Here is a 24,117-nt window from a genome sequence, read left to right as displayed (position 1 = left end):
GCCGGGGCGGGCGGGGGGGGGGCCGCCGCGCGCCGCCGCCCCGCCCCCCCCCGCCACCCCCCCCCCCGCCCCCCCCGGGGCGCCCCGCCCCCCCGCGCCGCCCCCCACCCCCGTGCCGGCGGCCGGGGGACCGCTGCCCGGTCCCCCGACCGCCACCCTCCGCCCCTGGTCGGCGCGTTCGGCGGGGCGGCTATCGTGCACAGGTGCACGAGGCGGCCCGGGACCCCGGGCAGGGCACGTGAGGGGAGCTCCAGGTGATCGGACGGGCGCTGAACGGGCGTTACGAACTCGTCGACTTGCTCGGCGTCGGCGGGATGGCCACCGTCTGGCGCGGGACGGACCGGGTGCTGGGCCGTCAGGTGGCCGTCAAGGTCCTCAACGGCGGACTCGCCGACGACCCCCGCTTCGCGGAGCGCTTCAGCCGCGAGGCGCAGCACGCGGCCATGCTGGCGCACCCGAGGATCGTCATGGTCTTCGACTCGGGCGTGGACCAGGGCACCCCGTTCATCGTCATGGAGCTGGTCAACGGCCGTTCGCTGGCCGCCCTGCTGGCGGAGCAGCAGGCGCTGCCGGTGGAGCGCGCCGTGGGCATCGCGGCGGCGGTCTGCGAGGCGCTGTCGGTCGCGCACGCGGCCGGGCTGGTGCACCGGGACATCAAGCCCGGGAACATCATGATCACCGATGACGGCGGGGTGAAGGTCGTCGACTTCGGCATCGCCAGGGCCGGTTCCTCCAGCAACCTGACCCAGACCGCGAGCGTGCTCGGCACGGCCGCTTACCTCTCGCCCGAACAGGCCACCGCCTCGGAACTGGACGGGCGGACGGACCTGTACGCGGTCGGCTGCGTGCTGACCGAGATGCTCACCGGCGCGACCCCGTTCACCGCCGAGACCCCGGTGGCGATCGCCTTCAAGCACGTCAGCGAGCAGCCGCTGCCGCCGTCCGTCCGCCGCCCGGGCCTGCCGCCCGCGCTGGACGCGGCGGTGCTGCGGCTGCTGGCCAAGAACCCGGCCGACCGCCCGGCCGACGCGGCCACCGCCCGGGCCGAACTCCTCGGCACCGTACCGGGGCTGATGGTCGCCGACCCGACGGCGGAGCTGCTCGCGAACGCGGGCGGGGCCGCCACCCAGCTGCTGCCGCCGGTGCCCCACTTCCCGGTGCCGAACCAGCAGCACACCACCGTGCTGCCGCCCCAGCCGCCGGCCGCCACCTCGGTGATGGCGCCGATCCCCGCCCCGGCGGCTCCCGCCTACGTCCCGGTCCCGAGGCCCGGGCCCGGGAATCCGCCCTCTCCTGCCCGCAGCCGGCGGAAGCCGCTGGTGTTCGGGGCGCTGGGCGTGGCGGGCCTGGCCGGCGTCACCGCGCTCGCCCTCACCGCCTTCGACGAGCCGGCCGGCAACGCGGCCGCCGCCAAGCCCGCCGCGGCCACCGCCCCGTCCACCGCCCCGTCCACCGCCCCGACCACGACGCCCACCCCGAAGGCCTCCGCGGCGCCCACCAGCAGCTCGGCGGCGCCGTCCGCGCCCCCGGCCCCCACCCAGGCCGTCCCGCGCAACCAGCCCGCGGCGCTGCAGATCCAGGCCTTCCGCCAGGCCGTCGCCCAGGCGCAGGTCGGCAGGGAGCGGGACAAGCAGACCGACCTGTTGAGGATCCTCGACACCACCGCCGCGCGCCTCAACGAGGGCAACCCGGACGACGCCGCGCAGGAGCTCAAGGACGCCCAGAAGGTGGTCAAGGACATGGGCAAGAAGCACGCCATCGACGTCCCGACGTACGCCAACTGGAACGCCCGCCTCTCGGCCCTGTTCGCCACCCTGCACACCGCCGTCGATCTCCAGGACGACTGACGGGCCCGGCCGCCTGCCACCGGCTTCGCGGAGGCGGATTCGTGTCCTTTGCCGCGAGTGAGGGTGTCCGCGGGTGGTGCGTCCCGGTTCGTCCGGCGGTCATTTCCCCCAACGCGCTGCTGTGGCTAGCCTGTTGATCAAGCGCTGGGGAGCGTCCGTCACGGGGGGCGGTTTCGCCTTTTCGTGCAGTTTCGAGAGGATTTCCATGTCTCGCACCAAGATCTTCAAGCGGTCCATCGCCGCGCTCGCCGTGGCCGCCGGCCTCTTCGCCATCGCCGGTACCACGGCCTGGGAGGCGCCCGCGCAGAACACCGCGGCGACGGTCGTCGCGGAGGACATGATCTGGGGCTGATCGGCCCGAGCCGCATCGGCCGTTCCGGAGTGCACAGCACTGTCCACAGCCTGTGGACAGTGCTGTGCACCACCCGCACCGGCCGCGGCGGAGACTCCGCCGACCGCCCGGCGGAAACGTCGGGGCGCACGCCCGTCGGCCCCGTGCGCGGCAAGGGGCCGACGGAAACCCTGGTGGCGCCTACCGGGCGGCGGTGACGGGCTTGCGGGCCCGGGTCAGCAGGGAGACACCCGGCAGGCCCTGGACGGGCAGGTAGCGCTCGGCGGCGATCACCGTGCTGAGCGCGGTGTTGATGAAGGCCGGAACGTCGTCCAGGTCGCTGCCGGTGCTCTTCTTCCGGCGCCAGGCGGCGGCCGGGCGGAGCAGGACGTTCCAGCTGTCCAGGGTCTCCATGGTGAAGCCGCTGCCGACGATCACCTCGCGCAGGGTGTCGCGGGTGTAGCGGCGGACGTGGCCGACCGCGACGTCGTGCGCCGACCAGAGCCTCATGTCGCTCGGCACCGCGATGAGTGCCACTCCGCCGGGGCGCAGCACCCGGTGGATCTCGGCCATCGCCGCGTCGTCCTCCTCGATGTGCTCCAGCACGTCGAAGGCGACCACCAGGTCGATCGCGCCGTCGGCGACCGGGAGCCTGCGGGCGTCGGCCCGCATCACGGTGAGCCCGCGGTCGCGGGCCACCTGGGCGCCCTCCTCCCCGTACTCGATCGCGATCGGCTTCCAGCCGTTCGCCCTCAGCACCCGGGTGTTGCCACCGCCCGCGGCCCCGATGTCCAGCGCGGTGCCCGCCTTGCTGAACTTGGCGAGCTCCCGGCCCAGCAGTATCCGCCGCTCCTTGTACCACCAGTGCCGGTCTTCGAGCTCGGCGAGCTTGCGTACCTCATGACCTTCCACGGACCCTCCCGGACTTCTTCGTCTCCCTGGCCGCCGCGGAACGCGTCGTCCGGCCGAGCGAAAACATGAGAATTTTGTGAGGTCACTTTACGGGTACGGCGTCCTCGCGGATCCGGGCAGCCCGGTTGGCCGGAGCGTGGTGCCGGCCGGGTTCCGGCGCTCGACCCGCTGCCCTCGACGGGGTGGCCGGTGTGGAGCCAACTGTCAAAGAACTAAAGAATTTTGACGGATTGTCGGAAAGGCCTTCCGGCGGGGTGGGCGCAGGGGTGCCGGCGGGGTGGCCGCAGGGGCGCCGGGCGGACGTCCGTTGCCGTCCGCGCCGGCCTCAGTCCTGCCGTCGGATCCGCCGCTCCACGTTCCCCCGGACCGCCCGGGACGCCGTTCCGGCCGCCGCCGCGAGGAACACGAAGTTGTACCCGATCTGCAGCACCACCACGAGGCGCGCCGTCTGCCCGGCCGGGGTGATGTCCCCGTACCCGACCGTCGCCATCGTCACCACGGTGAAGTACAGCGCGTCCAGCCGGGTCTCCAGCCCGGCGAACTCCGACTTGTGCGCGCCCATCACGTAGTACGTCCCCGCGAAGATGGTCAGCGCCAGGAAGATGAGGAAGGCCAGCCAGACCACCGGCCGCTTGGCCGTTCCCCGCATCACCCCGACGATCTTGGCCAGCATCAGCCAGGTCAGCCCGACCAGCGCCCCCGCGAACACCAGCCAGCTCAGCACCGGCCGGCGCTCGCCGAGCCACTCCAGGGGCAGCGTGAAGTACCCGACCATCAGCAGCGTCGACGCGATCAGCAGCCAGAGCCAGGCCCGCAGGTCGGCAGGGGGTGGAGGGTTCTCGGACATCCCGCCCAGCCTCCCCGGGCCCGGTCCCGTCCGCTCGCCCGCCTGGTCCGATCGGGCGAGCCCCCGCGCCGTCGCCGTACGGGCCGCCGGCCGCCGCAGTCGCGGCCGCTCCGTTTCGGCCGTTCCCCGGGGGCTCGCGCCCCGCCGGCCCCGGAGGTCCCCGTGCCCCGGAGGTCCCCGTGCCCCGGAGGTCCCCGTGCCCCGGAGGTCCCCGTGCCCCGGAGGTCCCCGTGGCCCGGAAGGCCCCGCGCTCCGGATGGCCGCCCCTCAGGCCGAGGCCCCGGCTCCTTCCCCGGGCCGTCCCGCCCGGTCCTGCCCCGGCGCGTCCAGCAGCTCCAGCGCCGCCAGGACGGCGAGCAGCCCGAGCGCCAGACAGAGCGTCACCAGCACCGTCGGGTGGCTCCACAGCACGAAGGCCAGCGCCGTGAGGGCGGCCGCCAGCCAGCCCAGCGGGGCCTTCCAGCGGTGGACGAACCGGCCGACCGGCCCGAGTCGCAGTCCGGCCCGTGCGGCCACCCGCCGCACCGCGCCCAGCCCGGCGCGCCAGCCGCCCCGGACGGTGCGCGCCCACCGTCCGGGGCCGATCACCCAGGCGCCGAGGGCGACCAGCAGGCCGAGGGTGACCACCACCCGGACGGCCGAGCGCAGGTACCGCACCAGGGCGTCGTACACCGCCCGGGCGGCCGCCTGGTCGACATCGGCCGGGAGCCGGTCCAGGTAGACGGCCCGGAACGCGCTCAGCCCGATGCCCAGCAGCAGCGCCCCGCCCGCCATGCCGAGGGCCGTCGCCACCACCGCCCGGCGGCGCCGGGTCGCGAGCAGCACACCGCCGAGCGCGCAGGCCCCGGCCAGCACCGGCACCCAGAAGCCGGCCAGGTCCAGGACCCGCAGGGTGGTGCGGACCTCGGGGAGGGCGTCGGACCGCACCAGCGGGTAGGAGGTGTGGATCTCCGGGATCCGGGAGGCCAGCGGGAGCCCCTGCTCCACCAGCGCGGACTTCACCCGGGCGATCACCGGGGCGAGGTCGAGCACCACGGTGTCGTCGTGCACCTCGACGGCGCCGCCGCCCTGCCCGGTCACCATCTTCTCGACCGCGGCGTGGGCGTCCCGGTTGACGTCCGTCCAGAGGGTGACGAAGGCGTCGCTGTTCACGAGCCGTTCGACCTGGGCGTGGACGAGGCTGCCGAGCCCGTCGTCCAGGGCCTGGCCGATGCCGCCCAGCAGGGCGCCGAGCTTGGGCCGGTCGTCCGGGGCGAGGCCGTCGAGCAGCGAGTCGAGCGGGAGCTTCTTCATGATCTCTGCGGTCACCCGGTCGGTGACGGCCGCCTTGATCCTGGGGTCCTCGGCCAGCGGGGCCATCGTCGCGAGGTAGCGGTCGGTGTCGCTGATCTCGGACCGTGCCCAGAGCGCGAGGGCGCCGAGCGGGGTGAGCGCGCAGGCCAGCACGATCAGGAGGGCGGCGAGGAAGGAGCGGACCCGGTGCGGGGGCGGTGGGCGGTCCGCCGGGAGTGCGGTCGGCCCGGCGGCCAACTGTTCGGCGAGCCGTGCCTCCTGGGCCTCGACGGCGCTCAGCCGCGCCCGCAGCTCGGCCAGTTCGTCGCCGGGCCCGCCCTCGGGCCCGGCGCCGGATTCGTCGGTCGGCATGCCGGGCTCCGTTCCTCCGGTGGGTGCATACCAGGAGACAACGGATCAGATCGGACGGCCAGTCGGGAGGGGCGGTGGCCGGAGCGGTCCCGGAACGCTTCAGGACGGCCCCGGAACGCGGAAAGCCCCTGGTGGTTCACCAGGGGCTTTCCGGAGGAAGGGGCGGACTCAGGCGGTCGTCTCGGGCCGCTTGGTCTCGGTGGCCTTGGTCACGTTGGTCGGCGTGACGGCCGGGCGGTCGGCGCTCTGCTGGGGAGCGGTGGCGCCCTGCTGGGGAGCGGCGGTGCTCTGCGCGGTGCCGGCCGCGGCGTCCGCCGGGGTGTCGTCCTCGCGCATGGCCTTCGTCTCGGCCTTCAGGATGCGCATGGACTTGCCCAGGCCACGGGCCATCTCGGGCAGCTTCTTCGATCCGAACAGCAGGATTACGACCGCCAGCACCACGAGAATGTGCCAGGGCTCAAGACCGTTCCGCAGCATCCCTGGCCACCGGTCCCTTCTTGTCAGGAGTCATGGCGGGCGCTTGCGCCCGTGCTGGCCAGTATGCCTGTACCTGACGGCGAACGGATACACCAGCCGGGAAACGCTGGCCAAAAACCAGGTGCCGTTCGAGCGGATCGCGAGCGCGGCGGCACCGGCCCGGCCGGACACGGGTGCCGAAGCTCACACCCGGCCGACCGCGTCGGGGCGTTCAGTGGACGAACGGCACCAGGCGCTTCGTCGCCCGGCGGTACTGCGCGTACTCGATCCCGAAGGCGTCCAGCAGCAGCCGCTCCTCGGCGGAGATCCGCCAGCCGTACGCGGCGAGCAGCAGGGCCGCGACCACCAGGGCGGCCGCCCAGCTGCCGGTGCCGACCGCGTAGCCGACCCAGACCAGCAGGCTGCCGGCGTACCCGGGGTGCCGGATCAGCCGGTACGGGCCGGTGCGGACCAGGCGCTGGGTGTCCACGGTGCGAAGGGTGCGGGTGTAGTAGCGGCCCAGGGTGCGCATGCCCCAGGCCCGCAGCGCCAGCCCGGCGACCGCCAGGGCCACCCCGAACCAGGCGGCCCAGGAGGGCAGTTCGCCGATCCCGGCGCGCTCGAACAGCACCACGACCAGGACCGACAGGACGTAGCAGCCGAGCAGCAGCCGGGTGGACCCGCGGTCGCGGCGGTCGGCGTGCCAGGTGCCGGCGGCGGTGTCCTCGCGCCGGCGCAGCAGCAGCTCGTAGGCGACCCAGCAGAGGACGCCGAGGAGGGAGAGGAGGGCGGGCAGGGACATGAGGGGCTCCCGGCGGTCGATCCGAGGTGTGCTTCCACGGTCCTCCCGGCGGGCGGCCGGCACACGCGCCCGGGGGTGGACCCGGCGCGGTCCACCCCCGGGTGGAGGCGCGGCGCGGGGCCGCTCGGGCGATCGGCGCGACCGCTGCGCGGGGGGCGGGAGGGCGGCGCCCGGGAGGCCGGCTCCCTGGACGGCGGAGAGCCCCCGCCCGGGATGGGCGGGGGCTCTCGATGACTCGCGTGGATCGGGCCGGACGGGTCGGACGGGTCAGACGGCGGCGGGCTCCGGAGCAGGTTCCGGGGCGGTGGCGGGGGCGGCGGCCGGGAGGTGCCGCATCAGGCGGTAGGCCAGGACGGCGGCGCCCAGGGCGAAGACCAGGCCGACCACGGCCGCGACGTGCAGGCCGTCGGTGAAGGCGGTGCGGGTGGTCTCCAGCAGGTCGGCGCCGAGTCGGCCGGGCAGGTGGGCGGCGACGGTGACCGCTCCGCCGAGGGTGTCCTGGGCGCTCCGGGCGGCCTCGCCGTCGACGCCGGCCGGGAGGGCGCCGTCCAGCCGGTGGCGGTAGACCGCGGCGCCGGCCGCGCCGAGCAGGGCGATGCCGAGCGAGCTGCCGAGCTCGACGGCGGTCTCGGAGGTGGCGGAGGCGGCGCCGGCCTGCTCGACCGGGGCGGCGGAGACGACCATCTCGGCGGTCATCGTCATGGTGCCGACCGTCCCGGCGGCCAGCACCCCGGCCGCGGTGAGGATGAGCGCCAGCGGGGAGTGCGGGCCGACCAGGGTCATCATCGCGAAGCCCGCCGAGCCGACCAGGAAGCCGCCGCCCATCAGCACCGCCGGGCGGACCTTCCCGGCCAGCGCCGAGCTGGTCCCGACCGCGGCGCCGACGCCCAGGCTCGGCACCAGCGACCAGAGCGAGGCGGTCAGCGGGCTCATGCCCTTGACCAGCTGGAGGTACTGCGAGGTGAAGAGGGAGAAGCCCATCATCGCGAACATCGCGATGCTGTTGACGCTGATCGCGCCGCTGAAGGTGCGGATCCGGAACAGGCTCAGGTCGAGCAGCGGGTTCGCGGCGGTGCGCTGGCGCCACAGGAAGGCACCGGCCAGCAGCAGTCCGGCGGGGACGGCCAGCCCGGGCAGCAGGCTCCAGCCCTCGACGGCGATCGTCTTGACGCCGTAGACCAGCGGCAGGATCGCGGTCAGCGAGAGCACGGCGCCGAGCAGGTCGAAGCGGCCGGTGCGGCCGGTGGAGCGGTACTCGGGGAGCAGGACGGGCGCGGCCAGCAGCACCAGGGCCATCACCGGGACGGCGAGCAGGAAGGCCGAGCCCCACCAGAAGTGCTCCAGCAGGAGCCCGCCGGCGACCGGGCCGAGGGTGGCCCCGGCGGTGAGGATGCCGCCCCAGGCGCCGAGCGCGACCTGCCGCTGCTTGGGGTCGTGGAACATGTTGCGGATCAGCGCGAGGGTCGAGGGCATCACGGTGGCCCCGGCGGCGCCGAGCAGCGCACGCGCCGCGATCAGCTGGTCGGCGTCGTGCGACCAGGCGGCCAGCAGCGAGGCGCCCGCGAAGCCGGCGGCGCCGATCATCAGCAGTCGGCGGCGGCCGATCCGGTCGCCCAGCGCACCCATCGTGATGAGCAGTCCGGCCAGCAGGAACGAGTACATGTCCATGATCCACAGCTGCTGGGTGCCGCTCGGCGCCAGCGTGGTGGAGATGTACGGGACGGCGAAGAAGAGCACGCCCATGTCCATGGTGAGGACGAGGGTCGGGAGCAGGAGGACGGCCAGGCCGATCCATTCGCGACGGCCTGCGCGGCCGGTGGTTGCGGTCATGGGGAAGACAGTACGGATGACTCAGACGCTTGTCTAGTACGTATGTGCAAGTCGCTCGTGCAAGACGGACGAGCGAGTGAGACGTACGACCGAGTGAGACGAATGTGCGAGACATTCGTCCATGGCTTCCGTAGGATCAGGGCATGGGAAACCGCGAAGACCTGATGGGCGGCGCCAAGCGCTGCCTGTACGAGAAGGGCTACGGCCGCACCACCGCCCGCGACATCGCGACCGCCTCCGGCGTCAGCCTGGCCGCGATCGGCTACCACTTCGGCTCGAAGGAGGCGCTGCTCAACGCGGCGATGATCGAGGCGATCGGAGAGATGGGGGAGGCCCTGGGCGCGGTGGTGATCGCCGCCAACCAGGTGTCGGACGACCCGGAGGTGCGCTTCGCGGCCGTCTGGGACGGCCTGCGGGACGTCTTCGTCGAGCACCGCGGGCTCTGGGCGGCCCAGTTCGAGGCGCTCGCCCAGGCGGGGCACGCCCCCGACCTGGCGGACGCCTTCGCGGCGGCGCAGAAGGAGGGCCGGCTCGGACTGGCCGCGGTGTTCCAGGGGCTGCCCGAGGTGCCGGACACCGCGGAGGAGGTCGCCCGCGGGTCCTTCTACCAGACGCTGCTGGCCGGCTACTGCGCCCAGTGGCTGGCCGCGCCCGAGCTCGCGCCCGGCGGGCAGGACTTCCTGCGGGGACTGCGGCTGGTCAGCGACAGCGTGTTCGCCCCCGTGGAGCACTGACCCGCTACCGAGCTCTCGCCCGCTGCGGAGTCCCCGCCCGCCGCGGAGTCCTCTCCCTCCACGGAGCCCTCGCCCGCTACGCGGTGACGGCGGTCAGCAGCACCACCGAGTCGACGTGCGCCAGCAGCCCGTGCCGCTCCTGCGGGACGGGCTCCAGGTGGCCGGCCGGCAGTTCCAGCCGCCGACCGGCGATGGTCAGCGAGACCCGGCCGCGCAGCACCTGGACGCTGCCCGCGGCGGGCGGGTTGTGCTCGTCCAGCGTGGTGCCCGCGGTCAGCGCGATCACGGTCTGCCGCAGGATCCCGTCGTGCAGGACCAGGTGGGCGCTGCGCCCGTGCGGGCTCTCCGCCGCCCGGGCGGCGTGCTCCACGGCGAGCTGTTCGAGATCGGGCACCGCGCCTCCTCCTGGCTCCGGGCGCACTCCGTGAGCCCAGGGTCGCGGACGCCCGGGCGCCCCGCACCCGGAAGTGCCGCGGCCGGGCGGTCCGAGGTGCAGGCTCCGCCGACTGCCCGCATCGTGGAGGCATGGCGACCAACGACAGAGTCATTTCCGGGTTCCAGGTCAACCGCCCGCTGCTGACCGGCGGCGTGGCGCTCACCGCGATCGGCACGCTGCTCAGCGCGACCGGGACGGTGGTGGTGTGCGCGGCGCTGATCGCGGCCGGCCGCAGCTGGGTGCGCGGTCTGGACACCCCGCCGACCGCGCTCGCCCAGCGGGCCCTGCGGGAGGCGAAGGTGGCGTCCAACGCGGGCTGGGAGGCCTGGCGCGCCGAGCACAGCTCACCGAACTGAGCCCGCCCGCCGGGCCGGCGAACAGCGGGGCGGGCCGCCGCGGAACGGCGGCCCGCCGTGCCGTCGGACCCGAACGGCCCTACAGGCCCAGCGACTTGGCGATGATGCTGCGCATGACCTCGCTGGTGCCGCCGTAGATCCGGAACACCCGGTTGTCGGTGTAGAGCCGGGCGATCGGGTACTCCAGGATGTAGCCGTAACCGCCGTGCAACTGGAGGCACTTGTCGATCACCGTGGAGGCCGACTCGGTGCAGAACAGCTTCGCCGCGGCCGCGTCCGCGACGGTCAGCTCGCCGTGCTGGTACAGCTCCAGCGCCCGGTCCACCATCGACTGCTGCGCCACCACCTGGGACTCGCAGTCGGCCAGGGTGAACTTGGTGTTCTGGAACTCGGCCACCGCCTTGCCGAACACCTTGCGCTCCTTGACGTACTGGACCGCGAACCGCACCGCCGCCGCGGCCGCCGCGTACGCGCCGACGGCGATCGCCAGCCGCTCCTGCACCAGGTTGTGGGTCAGGTAGGAGAAGGCCCTGCCCTCCTCGCCGAGCAGGTTCTCCACCGGCACCCGGACGTCGCTGAACGCCAGCTCGGCGGTGTCCGAGGTGCGCAGGCCGATCTTCTGGAGCTTGCGGCCGACGGTGTAGCCCGCGGAGGCGGTGTCCACGCAGAGGATGGACAGCCCGGCCCGGCGGTTCTCCGGGTCGTACGGGGCGGTGCGGCAGACCACCAGGACGAGATCGGCCAGCACGCCGCCGGTGATGAAGGTCTTGGCGCCGTTCAGGACGTAGTGGGTGCCGTCCTCGGAGAGCCGCGCGGTGGTGGAGATGCCCGCGAGGTCGGAGCCGGCGCCCGGCTCGGTCATCGCGATCGCGGTCATGATGTCGCCGGAGACGAAACCGGGGAGCCAGCGCCGCTTCTGCTCCTCGTTCGCGTACTCCAGCAGGTACGGCAGCACCAGGCCGGTGTGCACGCCGGAGGAGCCGAAGCTCACGCCCGCCCGGGCGGTCTCCTCGGCGATCACCGCCTGGTACTTGAAGCCGCTCTCGCCCGCGCCGCCGTACTCCTCCGGCACCTCGATGCCGTAGACGCCGAGCTCGCCGAGCTGCCGGTAGAAGTCGCGCGGCGGGTGACCGTCGGCCTCCCAGCTCTCGTAGACCGGGACGACCTCGTTGGCGATGAAGTCCCGGATGGTCTCCCGGAAGGCCTCGTGGTCCTCGTTGAACACGGTGCGGCGCACGGCGGCGCTCCCTTCGACGGCGCCGGCCGGGGCTGCCGGCCGGGGCGGAACCTGCCTGGTGGTGGCTCCACAAGTTAATCCGGGGTAGCTTCGGCTGTCCAGAGTCGGCCGGGCGCGAAAAGCCGGTGGGGAGCACGGTCGGCGGGGTGCGAAGTGAATCCTTGCTAGCCTTCCGCCGACGCCGGTCACGGTCCCGTTCCAGCGGCCGGCGCCGTGCCGGACCAGTGCCGGGCCGGTGCGGGACCAGTGCCGGGCCGGTGCCCGGCCGAAGGGGAGGGAGGCTCGCCATGGTGGTCCGACGGCCGCCCGGGCGGCGCGCCCAGATCCTGGCCGTGGCCGCCGACCGCTTCCACCGCAGCGGCTACCACCAGGTCTCGATGACCGAGGTCGCCGCCGGTGTCGGCATCACCGCGCCCGCGCTCTACCGGCACTTCCGCGGCAAGCCCGAACTGCTGGACCGGGCCGTCCGGTTGGGCCTGGACGCGCTCGCCGAAGGCCTGCGCCCGGCCCGCACCACCGCCGACCTCGGCGCCGCGCTGGCCGCCGTCGCGGTCGGCCACCGCCCGCTCGGCACCCTGGTGCAGCGCGACGCCCGGCTGCTGCCGCCGGCCCGGCGGGCGGCGCTGCGCCGTGAACTGCGCGCCGACGTCGCCCTGATGGTCGCGGTGCTGCGCGTGGAACGGCCGGAACTCGCCGCCGGGGACGCCGAGTTGCTCTGCTGGTCGGCGCTCTCGGCCTGCGCCGGGCTGTCCTACCAGTCGGCGGCTCCGCAGCCCCGACGGGCCGAGGCGCTGCTGCGCGGGATGGTCGCGGCCGTCCTGGCGGTCCCCCTGGGCGGTACGGCCGCGGGGCCCTGCGCCGGGCCGGTGCCGGTGGTGCCGGAGTCCGCCTCCGGGCCGGTGCCGGCGGCGCCGGAGCACAGGCCGCGGGCGCGCCGGGAGGAGCTGCTCGCGGCGGCCGTCCGGCTGTTCCACCAGCGCGGCTTCGACAACGTCAGCACCGACCAACTCGGCGCCGCCGTCGGCATATCCGGTCCCAGCGTGTACCGGCACTTCGACAGCAAGGCCGAGCTGCTCGCCGCCTCGCTGGTGCGCAGCCGCGAGCGGCTCTGGCACGAGGTGGACGGCGCGATCACGGCCGCCGCCGGGCCCGGGGCGGCGCTGGAGGCCGGGCTGGGCGCGTACGTCGGCTTCGCGCTGCGCAACGGGGACTACCTGGGCGCCATGCTGAGCGAGACGGAGCGGCTGGCCCCGCCCGACCGCCGGGCCGCGGTGGACTTCCGGCGGGACTTCCTGCGCACCTGGGTCGGCCTGCTGCGCCAGGTGCACCCCGGGCTCGACCCGGCGGCCGCCCGGATCCGGGTGCACGCACTGTTCGCGCTGGTCAACGACGGGGTGCGGAACCGTCCGCACAGCACCAGGCCGGACCTCGGGGACTGCCTGCTGCGGCTCGGCCGGGCGGTGCTGGGGACGTCCGGGGGAGGGGCGCTCTAGCGGTTGCCCCCGGTGGCCCCGGTGGCCCGGGAGTTCCCGCCGGTGCCCCGGGAGTTCCCGCCGCTGCCCTGGGGGGTGCCGGTGTTCCCGCTGTTGTTCTGGGTGCCGCTGACGCTTCCGCCGTTGCCCGTCACCGCGAGGTTGTTGTTCTGGTTGCCCGCACCCGAACCGGTGGCCGTCTGCTGGGTGTTGACCACGTTTCCGTGGACGTCGCCGATGATGTTGCCGGAGCCCGCGTCGCTCACCACGCTGCCGGTGGAGTGGTCGGCCGCGCCGGCGCCGTCGTCGGCGTGTGCGGTGGCGGCGCCGACGCCGACGAGGAGGAACGCCCCGAGGGCGGTGGCGGCGGCTGCGCGAATACGGGACACGCTGGTCTCCCTGGCGAGAAGTGCGGACTGTGGCGCCGTCCGGGGTGGCCGCTCCGGGGCGCCGTGGCCCGCGGGGCCGGGCGGCTCGCCGTACGTACGTCGCCGGTTCAGCATTCACCAGTGCGGTGGACGAACTCCACCGAACGGGTGGCAATTCCCCCGATGGGGGAGGATCGGTCAATTCGAAGTTGACGGTATTCCGTCATTCCGTCAGGAGGGTGCCGAAGAAGAAAGAAATGGTCGCCAGATAGTCGCACTGGCACACTGGGGACCCATGTCTGATGGTGCCCCGCCCGAGCCCACCCCCGCCGAGGAGCTGCGCACGACCGAGGTCGATCTCGGCGGCCTGGTGAACGTCCTCGCCACCCACCTCTACTCCACCCCGCTGGTCGCCCTGCGCGAACTCGTCCAGAACGCGCACGACTCGCACACCCGCCGGCTCCTGGAGGACCCGGACGGCGACCACCGCCCGCTGATCCGGGTGCGCGCCGACGCCGCCCGGCGGACCGTCGCCATCGAGGACACCGGCGCCGGCCTCACCGAACCCGAGATCCACTCCTACCTGGCCACCGTCGGCACCGGCTACACCCGGATGCTGCGCGAACTGACCGGCAACCAGGAGCTGATCGGCGCCTTCGGCCTGGGCTTCCTCTCCGCCTTCTCGGTCGCCGACGAGGTCACCGTCACCACCACCTCGCACCGCGAACCGCACCTCGGCCACCGCTACCGCAGCCGCGGCGGCGAGCAGTACCGGGTCGAGCCGGTGCCCGCCCGGCCCCGCCCGGGCACGGTGGTCGAGCTGACCCTCAAGCCCGAACACGCCCACCTCGCCGACGAGGACGTGCTGCGCGACGTGCTCACCCGCTACTGCGTGCTGCTGCCGGTCCCGGTCCACCTCGGGGACGACGAGCAGCCGGTCAACTCCGTCGAGGTGCCCTGGCGCCACCCCTCCGACGGCGACCAGTACGCCGCCCGGATGCGCTTCGCCGCCGCCTTCGGCCGCCGCTTCGAGCCGCTCACCGCGTTCCCGGTCCACCCGGTCGAGGACGTCACCGACGCGGTCGGCCTGCTCTGGGTCCAGGACGGCGGCACCTACGGCAGCAGCGACAACCGCGACCTCGCCGTCTACCTGCGCGGCATGCTGCTCGCCGAGGACGCCCGCGACCTGCTGCCCCGCTGGGCCGGGTTCATCGGCGGCGTGGTCGAGTCCAACCGGCTCACCCCCACCGCCAGCCGCGAGGACCTCCAGCGCGACGAGCACTACCACGCGCTGCGCAAGGCCCTCACCGACGCCATCGTGGACGGCCTCTACGAGACCGCCCGGCTGCGGCCCGCCGCGTGGCGCCGCATCCTCGCCCGGCACGGCAACGACCTGCTCGGTGCCGCGCTCTGCGACGACCGGCTGTTCACCCTGCTCGCCGACGACGTCCCGGTGCCCACCTCGCAGGGCGACCTCACGGCCGGCGCGCTGCGCGCGGCCGGAGGCGGCGCGGTGCACGTCGCGCTCGGCAGCGGCGGCGGCTTCGAGGAGATGCTGTACCGGGCGATGCGGGTGCCGATCGCCCGCGGCGACCGCTACGCCGTCCTGCCGTTCCTGCGCCGCTACGCCCAGCTGCGCGGCTGCCGGGTGGTCGAGCTGGGCAGCGAGCAGGGCGACCGCGAGCTGTTCCGCGACCCGGAGCGCCCGCTGCCGGAGCACGAGTCGGCCTGGCTGGCCGGCGCCCTCGCCGACCCGGGCGAGCAGCTCGTCCCGGCCCGCTTCGACCCGCCCGGCCTGCCGCTGGTGCTGGTGCCGGACCGCGAGGCCGAGCTGAAGGCCCGGATCGAGGACGACCGGGCGGACGCCCGGATACCCTCGGCCGCCCTGCGGCTGGCCCGCGCCTTCACGGCCCGCACCGACGGCGAGGTCCGGGCCCGGCTCTACCTCAACCTGGCCAGCCCGGCGGTCCGGGACCTGCTGGCCGCCTACCGCGGCGGGCACACCGGCAGCGCGACCGCCGCCGGGCTGCTCCGCTCGATCAAGGTGATCATGGCCGCGGCCTCGTCCGGACCGTCCGAGGGCGACCTCACCGCCGCGCTGGCCGGCATCGGCACCGCGGTCTCCGCCCTGACCGCCGCCGTCCCGGCCGGTCTGCCGGAGGTCCCGGACAGCCCCGGGGCGCTCTCGGAGGAGCGGTGACGGACGGATTGTCAGTGGGGTGCGGTAGACACCTCATCAGCACGACGCAGGGGGAGCAGGCATGACCACCGACATCTGGGCCTGGGTGCGCGACACCCACCGGCAGCTGGCCGAGGCCGGCCACCACCGGCTGGCCGACGCCATCGTCGAGCTGCCCGAGCACGCCACCGAGGGGCGCAACGAGCAGCTCGACGCGCTCTACCCGGAGGCCGTGGCCGCCGCCCGGGCGCTCGGCCTGCCCTGGGTCGAGGTCTACCTGCGGCACTGGCGGATGCAGAACCTGCTGAACAAGCGCCAGCAGGGCGAGGCGGTGCTGCCCGAGGCGGTCGACCTGCTGGACTTCGCGCACCGGGAGGAGACGGCGAACTGCCCGCAGTCCGTCTGCGTGGTGCAGGACTTCGCGATCTGCCACGCCCGGGTCGACGGGCCGGGGTACGTGGCCGAGCGGCTCGCCGTGGTCGGCGAGACGCTGGACCGGATCGAGCCCGACCGGGCCTGCTACGACTGCCTGTCCCGCGAGTACTCCGACGCCCTGGAGGACGACGGCCGGGCGGCCGAGGCGCTGGACCACCTGGACTCCGCGGCCAACCGGATGCGGGCGGCCGGCCAGCCGGTCTCGCTCCGCTTCCACCAGGCCCGGGCCGGCACCCTGCACCTGCTGGGCCGGCACGAGGAGGTGCTGGAGCTGCTGGAGACGGCCGAGCGGGCCGAGCAGACGCAGGGGCGCCGGCTGGACGAGCGCGACCAGCGCTGGGGCGCCCTGCTGCGGGCCCGCGCGCTCGCCTCGCTCGGCCGCACCGAGGAGGCGCTCGCCCTGCTGCCCGAGCGGGCCGAGGCCGAACGGCACGCCGACCTGCGCACCGCCTGGACGCAGACGGTCGAGCTGCTGGTCGCGGCCGGGGCCCGGGAGAACGACGCCGAACTGGGCGCCGTCCTGGCCGGCTGGGTCGGCTACCTGGACGGCGTCGGCGCGCACCGCCCGTGCGTGGACCTGCTGCTGGCGGCGGGGCGGCTCGCGCTCGCCCGCGGTGCCCGTACGGTGGCGCTCACCCTCGCCGCGACCGGGGAGCGCAAGCTCACCCGGCTGCGGCGCACCGACGGCGTGTCGGAGCAGGTCGCGGCGCTGCGCGCGGCCGCCGAGGCACTGCCGGAGCCCGAGCTGCCCGTCCCGCCGGGCGAGCTGACGGCGCACCTGGCCGAGGTCCGGGTGCCCTACGAGACCGGCGCCGACCTGCTCTCCGTCGCCCTGGACCGGTACCGGGGTGAGCAGGCCGGCGCCACCGGACTGGCGGTGCTCCTGGCCACCGTGCTGGGCGGCCTCGGCCACGCCCGCGCCGCGGCCGACCTGCTGTGGCGGTACCTGGAGGACGACCCGGCGGACCGCGAGCTGACCGGCGCGCTCGGCGAGATGCTGATCGAGGCCCGGGACGCCGAGGGCATCCGCCGCCTCGCCGACCGGGTGGCCGTCTCCGCCCCGGCCGACGGGCACTGGATACGCGCCCGCTGGGCCGCCGCAGAGGGCCGCTGGACCGAGGCGCTGGAGCAGTGCCGGGCGATCCTGGTGCTGGACGACGAGGTGATCAACACCCGTCGCCTCGCCGCCCACGCCGCCACCGAGCTGGGCGACCACGCCACCGCGCAGCGGATGTACCTGGAACTGCTGGAGCGCGCGGCGCCGGCCGCGGACACCGCAGCGGACTCCGCCGAGGACAGCGCCGAGGAAGACGGCCACCGGGCGGTCCGGGAGCCGGACCTGTGGCACCTGATCACCGCGGCCACCGCCAACCGGGACTGGGCGGTGGTCCGCTCGACCGGCGCGCTGCTCGACATCGAGTTCGACGAGCCCGAGGGCCCGGTGGACGAGGAGTGGCAGCTGGTCACCGTCCGGGCCACCCGCACCAACGGCGCGACGTCCGACCTGCCCGCCCTGCGGACCGGCCCGGCCACCGCCCGCATCCTGCCCGTGCTCGGGGACGACCTGACGCTCAACCACGGCGACGTGGTGGTCTTCGCCCCGGCCCTGCTGGAGCGCCCGCCGGCCGAGGACGCCCCCGAGGAGGAGCGGCAGCGCTGGCGCCCGGTGTTCGAGCTGCTCACCCTGCTCGACCCGGCCGGGTACACCACCTACTGGATCGACGGCGGCTGGCCCGGCGACGAGCCGTGGTCGGCCCTGCGGGACGAGCTGCACGGGGCGGGGTACGCGGTCTGGGTGTACAGCGGGGAGCAGTACCGGATCACCGACCCGGCGGACGGCGGCGACACCCTGCCCGGTGTCTACGCGGCCCTCGGCGTCCCGCCGACCGCCTCGGCCGCCGAGGCCGACGCCCTGCTGCTGCGGCTGACCGACGGCTGGGCCCACCCGCTCGCCTGGGCGGAGCTGGCCAAGGCGGCCGGCGCGGCCCCCGCCCGGCACGAGGAGATCGTCGAGCGCTACGGGCTCTGACCGTCCTCGACCGCGCGGCCCCGGCGGGCCGGCCCTTCCCGGGCCCCGCCGGGGCCGCGCGCGTTCCCGGCCGTGCCGCGCGCTCCGCGCCCGGCCGTGTGCGGGCCGGCCCGGGAACCTTTCCGCCTCCAGCCGAGTCTTTGTCAATGCTTTACTGTTTCATTGCCAAGACTCGACCTCCCGGAGTGCCCGCACCGTGACCAGCCTCGCCCTCGGCCCGTCCTGGCTCGATCCGACCACCCTGATCTCCACCTTCGGCCTGATCGGCATCCTGGCCATCGTCTTCGCCGAGTCCGGTCTGCTGATCGGCTTCTTCCTGCCGGGTGACTCGCTGCTGTTCACCACCGGCCTGCTGGTGGCCGGCGGCACCTACCTGCACCAGCCGCTCTGGCTGGTCTGCGCGCTGATCGTGGTCGCCGCGGTGGCCGGGGACCAGGTCGGCTACCTCTTCGGCCGCAAGGTCGGCCCGAGCCTCTTCCGCCGTCCCGACTCCCGGGTCTTCAAGCAGGAGAACGTCGAGAAGGCCGCCGCCTTCTTCGACCGGCACGGCCCCAAGGCGATCGTGCTGGCCCGCTTCGTGCCGATCGTGCGCACCTTCACCCCGATCGTCGCCGGGGTGAGCAGGATGAACTACCGCGGCTTCGTGGTGTTCAACCTGGTCGGTGGCGTGCTGTGGGGCGGCGGCGTCACCGTGCTCGGCTACTTCCTGGGGCAGATCCCGTTCGTCCGGGACAACATCGAGGCCATCCTGGTCGGCATCGTGCTGGTCTCGGTGATCCCGGTGGCGATCGAGCTGCTGCGGGCGCGCCGCTCCGGCGCGGCGTCCGCCACCCGCCACCGCGCCGGGTAGGCGTCCGCCGCTCCGGCCACCGCGCCGGGTAGGCGTCCGCCGCTCCGGCCACGGGACGCCGCGTACATGTGCGTCCGGCTGTTCGATCAGGCAAGGTGTAACCCGAGATCGAGCGGTGGCCGGAGGCCGCCAGGGGTGGCGAGGAGCGGAAGTGCCTAAGCGGGGCCGACCGGGTACGGGCAAGCGGGCGAGGGGGGGCAGGGCGGTCCGACAGGCGCGGCAGGCACCCCCGAAGCCGGTGCACCCCGCCGACGCCCCGCCCACCGAGGGCCTGCTCGGCTACCCCGCCCCGCCGGTCGAGCCCACCACCGTCGTCCCGCTCGCCCTGCCCGTTCCGGAGACCAAGGGCCTGCTGGCCCCCGAGCCCGAGCCCGAGCCGGTACCCGAGTCGGTACCCGGGCCGGCGGTCCGCGCCGCGACCGGACGGGCCGAGACCGAGCGCCCGGTCCGTCGCCGTTCGGTCGCCGAGGACACCCTCACCCCCGAGGAGTGGCGGGCGGCCGGCTACACCCCGCCCACCGGCATCCCGGTCCCGGACCTCACCGCCGGCGCCCCCGGCGAGGCGCCCTGGCCGGACCGGATGCGCACCCTGCTGCGCACCCCGATGTCCGAGCGGCCCGCCTTCGAGCGCACCGCCCGCGAAATGCACCCCTCCGCGTCCGTCACCCGCAACGTCCCGCGCATCCTCGACCTGACGCTGCGCATCGGCGAGCTGCTGCTGGCCAGCGGCGAGGCGGCCGAGGACGTCGAGGCGGCGATGCTCGGCATCGCGCACGCCTACCGGCTGGACCGCTGCGAGCCGCAGGTCACCTTCACCCTGATCGGCATCTCGTACCAGCCCTCGCTGGTCGAGCCGCCGGTCACCGCCGACCGCGTGGTGCGCCGCCGGACCTCCGACTACACCCGGCTCGACGCGGTGTACGCGCTGGTCGCGGACATCACCGCGGAGAACGTGACGGTCAACGACGCCTACCGCCGGCTCGCGCTGATCCGCCGCAACCGGCACCCGTACCCCGCCTGGTTCCTCGCCCTGACCACCGGCCTGCTGGCCGGCGCGGCGACCTTCCTGGTCGGCGGGCGGGTGGACGACAAGGCCTGGCTGGTGTTCGCGAGCGCCTTCGTCGCGGCCGTCCTCGGCGACCGGCTGGCCTCCGCGCTGGCCCGGCGCCGGCTGCCGGAGTTCTACCAGTTCGTGGCGGCCGCGATGCCGGCCGCCGCCTCCGGCATCATCCTCTCGCTGAACGACTGGGGCCTGCGCGGCTCGGTCGTGATCACCGGTGGCCTGTTCGCCCTGCTGCCCGGGCGCGCCCTGGTCGCCGCCGTGCAGGACGGCCTGACCGGCTTCTACATCACCGCCGCGGCCCGCCTGCTGGAAGTGATCTACCTGGTCGCGGGCATCGTGATCGGGGTGATGGTGATCCTCTACCTGGGCGTCGGCTTCGAGGCGAACCTGCGCCCGGACGAGAGCCTGGTGGGCGTCAACTACCCGCCGGTCCAGATGGTCGCCGCGATGCTGCTGACCCTGGCCTTCGCGACGCTGCTCCAGACCGACCGCCGCACGCTGGCCCTGGTCACCGTCAACAGCGGCATCGGCTGGGCCAGCTACGGTGCGCTGGTGTACAACGCGGGCGTCAACCCGATCGCGGCGACCGGCGTGGCGGCCGGGCTGGTCGGCCTCTTCGGCCAGCTGATGGCGCGCTACCGCAACGGGTCGGCGCTGCCGTACGTGACCGCCGCGATCGGTCCGCTGATGCCCGGTTCGGCGCTCTACCTCGGGATGCTGGCCTTCGCCCAGGGGCACTCCAGCGCCGGCCTGGTGTCGGTCTTCCGGGCGGCGGCGATCGCGATGGCGCTGGCGGTCGGGGTGAACCTGGGCGGGGAGATCGCCCGGCTGTTCCTGAAACTGCCGGTCGGCGCCGAGCGCCCGTCGCTCTACCCGGTCGTGCCGCGCCGGGCGGCCAAGCGCACTCGAGGGTTCTGACCGGACGTCGGGCCGGTGCCGGGCCGGTGCCGGGGCGATGCGGTCCCCGGTCCCCGGTCCCCGGGCCCCGGCCCCGGCCCCCGGGCCACGTCACGGCAGGCAGGACGCAGGACCAGGAACGAAGGTAAGACCCATGACGACACTGCTGGACGGCTACCGCGAGCACATCGTCGCCGCGCACAAGCAACCGCTGTTCCTGCTGCTGGTCGGATTCATCACCTCTTTCGTCTTCATCCGGTTCAGCGTCCGGATGATCCGCGCCCAGGTGCGCTGGTGGCCGGGCAACGTGACCCCGGGCGGCCTGCACATCCACCACATGGTGTTCGGCCTGGGCTTCCTGCTGCTCGGCGGCATCGGGGTGTTCGCCACCTACGGCGGGCACCCGTGGATCGACGTGTTCGGCCTGGCCTTCGGCATCGGCTGCGGTCTGGTGCTGGACGAGTTCGCGCTGATCCTGCACCTGGACGACGTGTACTGGAGCGAACAGGGCCGCAAATCGGTGGACGCGGTGATCTTCGGCATCCTGTTCACCTCCCTGCTGCTGGTCGGGTACGTGCCGCTCGGCGTGGTGCCCGGCGAGGAGACCAGGTGGGGCCTGATCACGATCATCTCGGTGAACTCGCTGGCCTCGGTGATCACCCTGCTCAAGGGCAAGGTGTGGACCGGCCTGCTCGGGATCATGGTCCCCGGCCTGTCCTGGATCGGGGCGATCCGGCTGGCCCGCCCGAGCAGCCCGTGGGCCCGCTGGCGGTACTCCACGCGCCCCCGCCGCCGGGCGCGTGCGCTGCGGCGCGAGCGCCTGCTGCACCGGCGCGCGGACCGGGCCCGCACCTGGCTTTTCGACCTGATCGCCGGCGCCCCCGACAAGGTGCCCGCCAACCACCCGGCGGCGCACCGGGTGGCCGAGCGGATGGCCGCCCGGGCCAGCGCCCACCTCGACGCGCACGCCGCCCGGGCGCTGGCCCGCCGTCAGGCCCGGCTGGCCGACCGCCGTTCGGCGGCCGCCGCCGGGACGGCCCGGGGCGCGGCGGACCCGGCGCTCGGGTCGGCCGAGGCCGGTCCGGACCGCTCCCGCCTGGCGCAGCAGCGCCGTCGTACCGTCCGGGCCGGGCGCAGCCGGGTCTTCGCGGTGGGGCCGACCGGGCTGGAGAGCCGGCCGGAGCGGCACCACCGGCTGCGCACCCACACCCGTCGGATCGGCCGGTAGCCCGGCCCTGCGCGCGGGTCCCGGTCCGTTCCCCGTCCGGTTCGCCGTCCGTTTCCCCGTCCGGTTTCCTGCCCGTTTCCTGCCCGGTTTCCCGCCCGCCCCGCTGTCCGGCCGGAGCCGAGGTTTGGTCAGATCATCCGATGGTCACCCGACCGGCGGAGCACTTTCCGGGCGTGAAGGCCGCCGGAATTGAGAACATGAGCGTCATGTGACCGTTCTGTCACGTGATGGGATGATTCATCGGATCCCCGCCGACCCCGGGCCACCGACCGCCCGTACGCCGCGCGCCGTCCGACGCCGTCCCCTCCGGACCCGTCAGAAGGGATGTCGCGTGGCGCGCAGGATCCTGCCGACCCTCCTGTTGTCCCTCACCGCCCTGCTCGGGCTGCTCCCCGCCGCCCAGGCCGCCCCGGCCGACCCCGAACCGACGGCCGGCCGGGCCGTGGGCGAGGACCCGTACCCGACCACCGAGGAGATCGACCGGGCCCGGGCCGAGGCCGAGGGCAAGGCCTCCTCGGCCGCCGACCTGGAGGCCGCGCTCACCGCCGCCCGCACCGAGCTCGACCGCGCCGGGCGCACCGCCGAACAGGCCGTCGAGGCCTACAACGGCGCCCGGCTCGCCCTCACCCGGGCCCGCGCCGAGGAGGCCGCCGCCGCGCAGCGCGCCGCCGACGCCGAGACCGAGCGGGCGGCCGCCGCCGAGGACGCGGCCCGGCTCGCGGCCGAGACGTACCGGCAGGGCGCGGGTGCCGAACTGTCCGCCCTCAACGCCCTGCTCGGCGCCCACGGTGCGCGCGACGCGGGCGACCGCGCCGCCGCGGTCGGCCAGGTCAGCGAGCGCACCCGGCAGATCCTGGACGCCGCCACCTCCACCGCGGCCGCCGCCCGCGGCGCCTCCGCCGCCGCCCGGGCCGCCACCGAGGCCGCCGGGAAGGCCGCCGCCGAGGTCGGCGCGGCCAAGGCCGGGGCGGAGCAGCGGCTGGCCGCCCAGCAGGACGAGGTGGCCGCCGCCGGGCGGCGCCGCGAGCAACTGCTGGCCGAGTTGGCCGCCGCCCGGAACACCACCGTCGAGCTGGAGCGCCGGCGCCGCGAGGCCCTGGAGGAGATCGCCGCCCGCGAGGCCGAGGCCGCCGCCCGCGCCGCCGCCGAGCAGGCCGCCCGGGAGGCCGAGGCAGCGGCGGCGGCAGCGGCCGCCGCGGCCACCAGGGCCCACCCCGCACCGCCCCCCGCCCGCCCGTGGTCCGCCGAGGGCGCGGCCGCCGCCATCGCCTTCGCCAAGTCCAAGATCGGCCTGCCCTACGTCTGGGGCGGCGAGGGCCCGGGCGGCTACGACTGCTCCGGGCTGACGATGATGGCCTGGCGCGAGGGCGGCCGGCAGCTCAACCACTTCGCCGCCGACCAGTACGCCCAGAGCACCCCGATCGGCTACCGCCAGCTGCGCCCCGGCGACCTGGTCTTCTGGACCGACACCGGGCGCGCCGCCGACATCCACCACGTCGGGCTCTACATCGGCGACGACCAGATGATCGAGGCCCCGCGGGTCGGCATGCCGGTCAAGCAGGCCAGCCTCTGGATCATGGGGACCCCGGACTTCTACGCCCGCCCCTGACGCCCGGGCCGGCGGGTGCCGGTCAGCACCTCGACGGGTGCGACCGGCCCCGCCCCCTCGGCGGCGGCCACGAGGACCGGGTCGAGCGCGCCCAGGGCGTCCCCCGGAGCCGGGTCGGCGCGAGGTACTCGGCACCGAGGGCGTCCGGGAGGCCGAGCCGGCCGCCGCCCCACCGGGCTACCGGCCGGCCACGGCGGCCACCGCCCGGCGGCTGTCGCGCAGCCGCACCACTGTCCAGCCCCAGAGCGCGGCGACCGGGAGCGACACGAGGAAGACGGCGAACGCGCCGCCGACCCGGCCGATCATCTCGGAGTCGCAGACCTCGGCCAGGTGGAAGCCGGTCGGCTGGTAGAAGGCCGGTGAGCCGCACAGCCCGTTGCCCGGAGCGAGGACCAGCCAGAGCGCCCAGAGCCAGCCGGCCACGGTCAGCCCGCCGACCAGCTTCGCCGTCAGCGCCCGGCCCTCGTACTCCTTCAGCCTGCGGACGTACTCGTCCTCCATGGTTCCCCCCGAAGCGGATCGTCTGTACCTGAACCGGCACGAGGATGCCAGGCG

At 74.8% G+C, this 24,117-nt stretch carries 21 protein-coding genes; 11 read left to right on the top strand and 10 right to left on the bottom strand.

The genetic code is table 11. The annotated features are described in order from the left end of the window. The first annotated feature begins 254 nt into the window (after positions 1–254). Together ACFVHV_RS31055 and ACFVHV_RS31050 are read left to right on the top strand one after the other, a co-directional pair. Positions 255–1,847, top strand: a complete 1,593-nt coding sequence (locus ACFVHV_RS31055) for a protein kinase (RefSeq protein WP_380355429.1) — start codon at positions 255–257, stop codon at positions 1,845–1,847. A 205-nt stretch (positions 1,848–2,052) separates the two neighbouring features. Further along, positions 2,053–2,199 carry a hypothetical protein gene (locus tag ACFVHV_RS31050; protein WP_359902129.1) on the top strand — a complete coding sequence of 49 codons (147 nt, stop codon included), beginning with the start codon at positions 2,053–2,055 and terminating at the stop codon, positions 2,197–2,199. Between the two features lie 180 nt (positions 2,200–2,379). Here ACFVHV_RS31050 and ACFVHV_RS31045 read toward each other — a convergent pair whose 3' ends face one another. From ACFVHV_RS31045 to ACFVHV_RS31020, 6 genes are all read right to left on the bottom strand, one after another. After that, entirely contained in the window at positions 2,380–3,090 is a 711-nt protein-coding gene (locus ACFVHV_RS31045; RefSeq protein ID WP_359910346.1) for a class I SAM-dependent methyltransferase, read from the bottom strand. A gap of 325 nt (positions 3,091–3,415) precedes the next feature. Next, on the bottom strand, positions 3,416–3,937 hold the full coding sequence (locus tag ACFVHV_RS31040; protein ID WP_359910349.1) for an ion channel: 522 nt from the start codon (positions 3,935–3,937) through the stop codon (positions 3,416–3,418). A 267-nt stretch (positions 3,938–4,204) separates the two neighbouring features. Continuing rightward, positions 4,205–5,581, bottom strand: coding sequence for a hypothetical protein (locus ACFVHV_RS31035; protein ID WP_380355424.1), 1,377 nt, complete (start codon positions 5,579–5,581; stop codon positions 4,205–4,207). A 168-nt stretch (positions 5,582–5,749) separates the two neighbouring features. Next, a complete protein-coding gene (gene tatA / locus ACFVHV_RS31030) occupies positions 5,750–6,058 on the bottom strand; it encodes a Sec-independent protein translocase subunit TatA (protein WP_359910355.1) in 309 nt (102 codons plus the stop codon). Between the two features lie 211 nt (positions 6,059–6,269). Next, a complete protein-coding gene (locus ACFVHV_RS31025) occupies positions 6,270–6,839 on the bottom strand; it encodes a methyltransferase family protein (RefSeq protein ID WP_380355421.1) in 570 nt (189 codons plus the stop codon). A 267-nt stretch (positions 6,840–7,106) separates the two neighbouring features. Further along, a complete protein-coding gene (locus tag ACFVHV_RS31020) occupies positions 7,107–8,669 on the bottom strand; it encodes an MFS transporter (protein ID WP_380355420.1) in 1,563 nt (520 codons plus the stop codon). Between the two features lie 143 nt (positions 8,670–8,812). Between ACFVHV_RS31020 and ACFVHV_RS31015 the strand changes: the two genes are divergently transcribed. Next, entirely contained in the window at positions 8,813–9,403 is a 591-nt protein-coding gene (locus ACFVHV_RS31015; protein WP_359910364.1) for a TetR/AcrR family transcriptional regulator, read from the top strand. Positions 9,404–9,479: 76 nt separating this feature from the next. Here ACFVHV_RS31015 and ACFVHV_RS31010 read toward each other — a convergent pair whose 3' ends face one another. Then, the gene (locus tag ACFVHV_RS31010) at positions 9,480–9,797 is read right to left on the bottom strand and encodes a cupin (protein ID WP_359910367.1); all 318 of its coding nucleotides are present in this window, start codon (positions 9,795–9,797) and stop codon (positions 9,480–9,482) included. Positions 9,798–9,928: 131 nt separating this feature from the next. Here ACFVHV_RS31010 and ACFVHV_RS31005 point away from each other — a divergent pair, with 131 nt between their 5' ends. Then, a complete protein-coding gene (locus ACFVHV_RS31005) occupies positions 9,929–10,195 on the top strand; it encodes a hypothetical protein (protein ID WP_359910370.1) in 267 nt (88 codons plus the stop codon). A gap of 79 nt (positions 10,196–10,274) precedes the next feature. Here ACFVHV_RS31005 and ACFVHV_RS31000 read toward each other — a convergent pair whose 3' ends face one another. After that, entirely contained in the window at positions 10,275–11,432 is a 1,158-nt protein-coding gene (locus ACFVHV_RS31000) for an acyl-CoA dehydrogenase family protein (RefSeq protein ID WP_359910373.1), read from the bottom strand. Between the two features lie 287 nt (positions 11,433–11,719). Here ACFVHV_RS31000 and ACFVHV_RS30995 point away from each other — a divergent pair, with 287 nt between their 5' ends. Continuing rightward, a complete protein-coding gene (locus ACFVHV_RS30995; protein WP_380355416.1) occupies positions 11,720–12,925 on the top strand; it encodes a TetR/AcrR family transcriptional regulator in 1,206 nt (401 codons plus the stop codon). Here the strand turns inward: ACFVHV_RS30995 and ACFVHV_RS30990 are convergent. After that, entirely contained in the window at positions 12,922–13,293 is a 372-nt protein-coding gene (locus tag ACFVHV_RS30990) for a hypothetical protein (RefSeq protein ID WP_380355414.1), read from the bottom strand. The two genes, ACFVHV_RS30995 and ACFVHV_RS30990, sit on opposite strands and share 4 nt — an antisense overlap. 274 nt (positions 13,294–13,567) lie before the next feature. On the opposite strand from ACFVHV_RS30990, the gene ACFVHV_RS30985 reads away from it, so the two are divergent. From ACFVHV_RS30985 to ACFVHV_RS30960, 6 genes are all read left to right on the top strand, one after another. Then, positions 13,568–15,472, top strand: a complete 1,905-nt coding sequence (locus ACFVHV_RS30985; protein WP_380355411.1) for an ATP-binding protein — start codon at positions 13,568–13,570, stop codon at positions 15,470–15,472. Positions 15,473–15,533: 61 nt separating this feature from the next. Beyond that, on the top strand, positions 15,534–17,915 hold the full coding sequence (locus ACFVHV_RS30980; protein ID WP_380355409.1) for a hypothetical protein: 2,382 nt from the start codon (positions 15,534–15,536) through the stop codon (positions 17,913–17,915). Between the two features lie 196 nt (positions 17,916–18,111). Next, positions 18,112–18,765 carry a VTT domain-containing protein gene (locus ACFVHV_RS30975; protein ID WP_359910387.1) on the top strand — a complete coding sequence of 218 codons (654 nt, stop codon included), beginning with the start codon at positions 18,112–18,114 and terminating at the stop codon, positions 18,763–18,765. A 238-nt stretch (positions 18,766–19,003) separates the two neighbouring features. Beyond that, positions 19,004–20,746: a threonine/serine exporter family protein gene (locus ACFVHV_RS30970; RefSeq protein ID WP_359910390.1), complete on the top strand. Its 1,743-nt coding sequence runs from the start codon at positions 19,004–19,006 to the stop codon at positions 20,744–20,746. Positions 20,747–20,879: 133 nt separating this feature from the next. After that, on the top strand, positions 20,880–21,953 hold the full coding sequence (locus ACFVHV_RS30965) for a hypothetical protein (RefSeq protein ID WP_359910393.1): 1,074 nt from the start codon (positions 20,880–20,882) through the stop codon (positions 21,951–21,953). A 331-nt stretch (positions 21,954–22,284) separates the two neighbouring features. Beyond that, positions 22,285–23,562, top strand: a complete 1,278-nt coding sequence (locus ACFVHV_RS30960) for a C40 family peptidase (protein ID WP_359910396.1) — start codon at positions 22,285–22,287, stop codon at positions 23,560–23,562. A gap of 177 nt (positions 23,563–23,739) precedes the next feature. Here the strand turns inward: ACFVHV_RS30960 and ACFVHV_RS30955 are convergent, their stop codons facing one another. Continuing rightward, a complete protein-coding gene (locus ACFVHV_RS30955; protein ID WP_359910399.1) occupies positions 23,740–24,063 on the bottom strand; it encodes a hypothetical protein in 324 nt (107 codons plus the stop codon). Between the last annotated feature and the right edge of the window lie 54 nt (positions 24,064–24,117).

Source organism: Kitasatospora sp. NPDC127116, from assembly GCF_042677365.1.
In the GTDB taxonomy this organism is placed as follows: domain Bacteria; phylum Actinomycetota; class Actinomycetes; order Streptomycetales; family Streptomycetaceae; genus Kitasatospora; species Kitasatospora lactacystinica.
This window is presented reverse-complemented; position numbering and strand designations above follow the sequence as displayed.